Annotated in this window: 4 protein-coding genes; all 4 read left to right on the top strand. The window is 36.8% G+C overall.

Annotated features, from left to right (window positions below):
• The first annotated feature begins 83 nt into the window (after positions 1–83).
• On the top strand, positions 84–1,259 hold the full coding sequence (locus DXD65_RS20535) for a glycoside hydrolase family 172 protein (protein WP_005824687.1): 1,176 nt from the start codon (positions 84–86) through the stop codon (positions 1,257–1,259).
• Between the two features lie 102 nt (positions 1,260–1,361).
• Positions 1,362–4,286, top strand: a complete 2,925-nt coding sequence (locus tag DXD65_RS20530; protein WP_229031968.1) for a SusC/RagA family TonB-linked outer membrane protein — start codon at positions 1,362–1,364, stop codon at positions 4,284–4,286.
• Positions 4,287–4,304: 18 nt separating this feature from the next.
• The gene (locus DXD65_RS20525) at positions 4,305–5,879 is read left to right on the top strand and encodes a RagB/SusD family nutrient uptake outer membrane protein (RefSeq protein ID WP_117887905.1); all 1,575 of its coding nucleotides are present in this window, start codon (positions 4,305–4,307) and stop codon (positions 5,877–5,879) included.
• A 76-nt stretch (positions 5,880–5,955) separates the two neighbouring features.
• Positions 5,956–6,767, top strand: an 812-nt coding sequence (locus DXD65_RS20520) for a glycoside hydrolase family 97 N-terminal domain-containing protein (RefSeq protein WP_199670756.1), incomplete at its 3' end; no start/stop codon positions are given.

The raw sequence follows: 6,767 nt of genomic DNA, 5'->3' as shown, positions 1-6,767 counted from the left end.
AAACTATACAAGAAATATCTTGAACTGGCAAAACTTGCTGAAACCATTAACTAAGTATATAAACCAATTAATTTATTTAAACCATGAAAATCAAATTTTTTATCTTAGCAGCCTTATGTATGGCAACTATAAGCATTTACGCTCAAAATTTTAATGGACTTGACATGAATATGGGTAATTTATATCGCTTATCCAATGCCAAGACACGTTCCATCAGCCCTGAAAACTTTACAGGTGAGAAAGGTAAAGGTGGTATGGCTGATCCAATTACAGATAAAGAAAAAATAAATCAAGCTAATGCACATCATGCAGCTAAAACTTTAGGGCAAGGCTGGAAAGTCAATCCTTATGTAAACATTGGCCCTAACGAAACTTTTACTTTAGCAGAAATCGAAGGCCCTGGTTCTATACAACAAATTTGGATGACACCAACAGGTGAATGGAGAAAAACAATTATTCGCTTTTATTGGGATGATGAAAAAGAACCTTCTGTAGAGTGCCCTATAGGTGATTTTTTCTGCAGTGGTTGGGGACTATATTCTCCATTAAGTTCATTAGCAGTTTGTGTAAACCCTGGTAGTGCGTTCAATTGTTATTGGCAAATGCCTTTCCGCAAAAAATGTAAAATTACAATGGAAAACATTGACCCCAATAATGAAATGAGAGTTTATTACCAAATAAACTACACTTTAACAGAAGTTCCTGAGGATGCAGCTTATTTTCATGCACAATTCCGTCGCTCAAATCCTAATATAAATTCTGACCATGTATTGGTTGATGGTATTAAAGGTAAAGGACAATACGTTGGTACATATATTGCTTGGCAAGTGAATAATAACGGTTGGTGGGGTGAAGGTGAAATTAAATTCTTCATGGATGGTGATAAGAAATTTCCGACAATCTGCGGTACTGGTACAGAAGATTACTTTTGCGGATCTTACAACTTTGAAAATAAAACGACGCATCAATATGAAGAATTCACTACTCCTTATGCAGGATTACATCAGATTATTCGCCCAGATGGAGTTTATCGTTCACAACAACGTTTTGGCATGTATCGTTGGCACATACTTGATCCAATCCGTTTTGAAAAGGATTTAAAAGTTACAATTCAAGATCTTGGATGGCGTAACGACGGCCGATATCTCGATCAGAAATCAGACATTTCTTCTGTTGTATTTTGGTATCAAACTGAACCACATGCTAAATTTCCAACATTACCTTCAGTAGACGATCTAGAAATTGTACGACCTTTTTAAAATACTCTGAGAAATATATAATTATTTATCTAAACATTTTATCACTTTGAATCTATGCTAAATTTTTATCAAAAAAGGACTTTGTCCAATACAATTCGACTAATGACAATATTATATATGTTATGCATATGTCAATTAGCTATTGCACAAACCAAAAACTTCCAAGGTGTCGTAAAAGATGCAAAAGGCAACACATTACCAGGAGTTACAATATTGGAAACTGGCACCAGTAATGGAGTTTCAACAAATATTGACGGAATATTTGAGATAAAATTAAGACCTGGCAGTACATTAACAGTAAGTTATATTGGATACATTACTCGCACCATTCCAACTAACGATAAAACTACTTTTTTAAACATCATTCTTGAAGAAGATGTATTTCAGCTTGATGATGTGGTAGTGGTAGGTTATGGTTCCATGAAAAAAGGTGAAGTAACCAGTGCTATTACATCAGTAAAAAAAGACGATTTTCTTGCCGGGATGGTAAAAAGTCCCGAACAACTCCTTCAAGGAAAAGTAGCAGGTCTTCAACTTTCAAATTATACTGGTGATCCTGTATTAGGACTCGAAATGACTATTCGAGGTGTTAATTCATTATCTGGTAATACTAGTCCATTGATCGTTATTGACGGAATTCCAGGTGGTAGTTTAACAGCTATTTCAAGTGAAGACATAGAATCTATAGATGTGCTAAAAGATGGTTCTGCAGCTGCTATTTATGGTACTCGTGGTACAAATGGTGTCATTGTAATTACTACCAATCGTGCTAAAGCGACTAAACTTTCCATGGAGTATAATGGATCTATCTCATTTGAAACATTTGCAAAACATGCTGATATGTTAACAGCCAATGATTATCGTAGATTAACAGATGATCCTGATTTTCCAGGTATTCAAGATGAGGGAACTACCACTGATTGGGTGGACGCTATTAGTCGTACAGCTATCAGCCACAATCATTTTCTTTCTTTGAAAGGTGGTAGCGCTGAATCCAATTACGTAGCTTCCATAGATTATCGCAAACGTGAAGGTGTCATTCGTCATACAGATCGTGAATCTATTACAGCTAAAATAGGTCTAAATCATAATATGTTCAATAATAAATTACGCTTTCAATTCAATATCAATGATAGTTATGTCACCCAACAACGTGCATGGTATGCAGCCTATTTAAATGCTTTATTAGAAAATCCTACCCGCCCTATCTATGATGAAAATGGAAATTATACGGAATATAAAGTAAATCTTAAACCTTATAATCCGGTTGCCATGATTAATGAAGAATATGATGTAGAAGGATACAATCAATTAATGATGAGCGGGAAAATAACTTTATCACCAATTGAAGGTCTTAATCTAAGTGTGATGGGAGCTATGCAACGTTTTGATCGCATGGAGAATAAAAGCAATACATTTAAACATATGACTACTGTGGTAAACGGAGATTATGGTAATGTTTGGAATTGGGCTGATAATACAATGCAAAAGAATTTAGAATTGGTAGGTGATTATACCAAATCATTAGGTTTACACAATCTAGGTGCCATGATAGGTTATAGTTACCAAGATGATGATGCTAAAGGTATATATCAATGGGCAAAAGATTTTCCAACAGATATGTTTGGACCTTGGAATATTGGTTCTATGAATGATATGAAGGATAATAAGGCAGCTATGACCAGTTATAGAAATACTCATAAACTAATTTCATTTTTTGGTCGATTGACTTATAATTACAATGAAAAGTATATGTTTATGGCCAGTTTACGCCGTGAAGGTTCATCACGCTTTGGAGATAACCATAAATGGGGTTGGTTTCCTGCTATATCAGCAGGATGGCGCATTAGCAAAGAGAATTTTATGCAAGATATCCAATGGTTAGATGACTTAAAAGTTCGCATAGGTTATGGCGTTACAGGTAATGAAGTCACATCTAATTTACTATCCATGTATTTGTTAAATTATGGTGGATATGCATATATTAATGGAAAATGGACACAAGGTGCAGGTCCATACCAAAATCCTAATCCCGATTTAAAATGGGAAACGAAGAGTGAGTTAAATTTGGGACTTGATTTTTCATTCCTAAAAAATAGACTTTCTGGTTCTATTGATATTTATCACCGTGAAACTTCAGATCTACTTTCTACCTATGAAGTACCAACTCCACCTTACATTGTATCAAGTATGATGGCAAATGTTGGAAAAATTAGAAATCAAGGCATCGAATTGTTATTAAGTGGTACTCCTATTAAAACACGCGATTTACGTTTTGACATTACAGGAACATTTTCCTATAACAAAAATAAAATCATTTCTTTATCAAATGGACTTTATCAAAAAGATTATTGGTATGAAGGAGCTACCGGTTCACCAATTCAAACCCATACTCACATAGTAAGAGAAGGTGATCCCGTTGGTAATTTCCATGGTTTCCAGACTCATAGTCTTACATCTGATGGTTTATGGATGGTATATGGTGCTGATGGTCAACCCAAATTATTGACTGATGCTGATGATGGCGACAAAAAAGTTATTGGTAATGGTATTCCAACAACTTATGGAAGTCTAAATTTAGCATTAAGCTATAAAGGTTTCGACGTATCTGTTATGTTCCGCGGTGCATTCAATTTTCAAGTCTTGAACCGCCAACGTATGCATTGGGAAACAACCTCACGTATTGGAGAAGGCAATCTACCTCGCTCAGTATTGGAAAAACCATTTGGTAGTAATTCATATGTAAAAGGTGCTCCTGCTATGCAAAGTTATTATGTAGAAGATGGTGATTATGTAAAATTGGATAATATAAGTGTTGGCTATACATTTAATCTTAAAAAACAAAAAGTCATTCAACGTCTTCGTCTATATGTAGCAGGCAATAATTTACTCACAATGACTGGTTATAAAGGACTAGATCCAGAAGTTAGTATTAAAGGACTTGCTCCTGGTGTTGAAGGATCTGGTGCAGGCGAGTTATATCCCACTACACGTCAGTTCACTGTTGGCTTAAATCTTTTATTTTAACCTTAAAAAATTACAGCAATGTTCAAAAAACAATATATTACTGGTGCATTTTTAGCTGTTATCTCTTTATTCAGTTCTTGTACCAATTTGGATGAAGAAATTTTTAGTAGCATCCCTGAAAAAGACTTTTATAAAACTGAATCTGAATTCTTGGCAGCCATGGTTCCCATATATTCCAGTATGCGTACCTTAACAGAACATTCAAACTGGTGGGATTTAGAAGAAACTACCGATGTTTGTGTTACTCCAGTTAAAAATCATGGCTTATGGTATGATGGAGGTATTTATATTCGCTTACACCAACATTCTTGGATGGAAGAAGATGCACATCTAAACAATATATGGAATGCATTATATTCAGGTGTCTCAAGTGCTAATAGAGTTCTTTACCAATTTGAAAATTCAACAATAGAAATGAATGGTAAAGAAAATTATATTGCAGAATTAAAAGTAGCTCGCGCATTTTATTATTACTTACTACTAGAAGCTTTTGGTAATGTTCCCATTATTGATCGATTTGATGTTCCTGATGGTTATTTACCAGCAACAGAGCCACGGTCTAAAGTTTTTGAATTCGTTGAGTCGGAATTAAAAAATAATATCAATAACTTAAGTGAAGATGTCTTAAACACCTATGGACGTTTTAATAAATGGAACGCAAAAATGCTTTTGGCACGTCTATATTTGAATGCTGAAGCATGGATAGGAACTCCCATGTATAATGAATGTGAAAATTTATGCAATGAAATTATTGCTACTAATAAATATAGACTAGACGGAGATTATTCACTCCCATTTTCTACAAATAACGAATTGAGTAATGAAACAATGTTTGTAATTCCATTCGATGAAACCAAATCAGGTGGTCAAATTTATATGTGGGCACGCAAAACTTTACACTATTCTCAAATGCAAACTTTCAACCTCCAAGCCACTTGGCTTGATGGTGGGTGCGTCGGAGTTCCTACTTTCTTTGATAACTATATAGAAGGTGATAAGCGTTTAGAAAAAACATGGCGCATGGGACAACAATATGCACTTGATGGTACTCCATTATGGACAAATGGTTGGTGCGGAGACCCACAAATGCTGCTCAGTTATACCAAAGATGTTACTAATATTAGTGGAGATGCTACCATGTATCAAGGGTATCGTTTTGGCAAATATGAAATCAAAATAGGTGCAACAGGTACTCCTGATAATGATTATGTCATTATGAGATATGCCGAAGTATTAATGATGAAAGCTGAATGTATACTCCGTACAGGAGGTAGCTCACAAAAAGCTGCCGAATTAGTAAATGAAGTACGTAGAAGAAACTTCGATACAACCAATGAATTAACCGGTTCAGAATTAGAAGCTACCACAATTTGTAATGGAGTTCCAGTAAAATATGGTCGTTTTCTTCAAGAACTTGGTGTAGAATTTGCATTAGAAGGCTTACGTCGAAGTCAACTTATTCGTTTTGATAATAATTTCACAAAAGGTACTTGGTGGGAACACCAGCCTACTAATGATACAAAACGTAATCTCATGCTAATACCATTTGATCAGCTACAACGTAATTCTAATTTAGTACAAAACCCTAAATAATACTATCATATTTCAAGCGGAATTTGAAAAATGTAAATTCCGCTTGTATTTTCTAACTAAATATATTATTATAAAAATGAGAAAACTTTTTATTATATGTGCCCTCCTATTCTGCCTTGGTACCGCTTCAGCCCAGCAGAAGTTCTCTGTGGCATCTCCCGACGGGAAGCTGAAGCTTGTGTTGGACATAGCACCTGAGAAAGTGGCCTACAGCGTGAAATACGGGAAACAGCAGCTGCTGGAGGACTCAAGGCTGGGATTCGAGTTCGACAGCGGGGAGTTCGGGGCAGGGCTCAAGGCGGGAAAGGTACAAAGGAGGAAAATAGACGAGGCCTACGAGCTGGTAGTGGGGAAGGTCCGCAGAGCGAGGAACTACTGCAACGAGATGACAGTGCCCCTGGTGGAAAGGAATGGGAAGGAGAGAACAGTGAACCTAATTGTAAGAGCATTCGATGACGGGATAGCATTCAGATATGAATTTCCGGAACAGAAAGCATGGGATTCATACGTGATGTATGATGAAAGGACACAGTTCAACTTGCAAGGAAACCCGATGGCGTTGCTCATGTACCTGCCCGGGTATGTGAATACACACGAAGGGGTATACAGTCATGTAAGATATGACAAGGTGGCAAGGAAAAGGCTGATAGAGATGCCCGCCACATTCGAGTTCGACAACGGGGTGGCAGTGGCCATAACCGAAGCGGCCATACGGGACTATGCGGGGATGTACCTGATGAAGGAGAAGGGTGGGCTGACTGGAAAGCTCTCGCCAAAACTGGGGCAGGAGAAGATAAAGGTCGAGATAGACAACTTCCCACACCGTACCCCGTGGCGCGTAATCTCCGTTGCAGACCGGGTGGGAGGATTGCTGGAGACGAATATACT

The sequence above is a fragment of the Bacteroides sp. 4_1_36 genome (genome assembly GCF_003466325.1).
Classification (GTDB): Bacteria; Bacteroidota; Bacteroidia; order Bacteroidales; family Bacteroidaceae; genus Bacteroides; species Bacteroides uniformis.
Note: the sequence above shows the minus strand (reverse complement) of the source record. Positions and strands in the feature narration are given on the sequence as shown.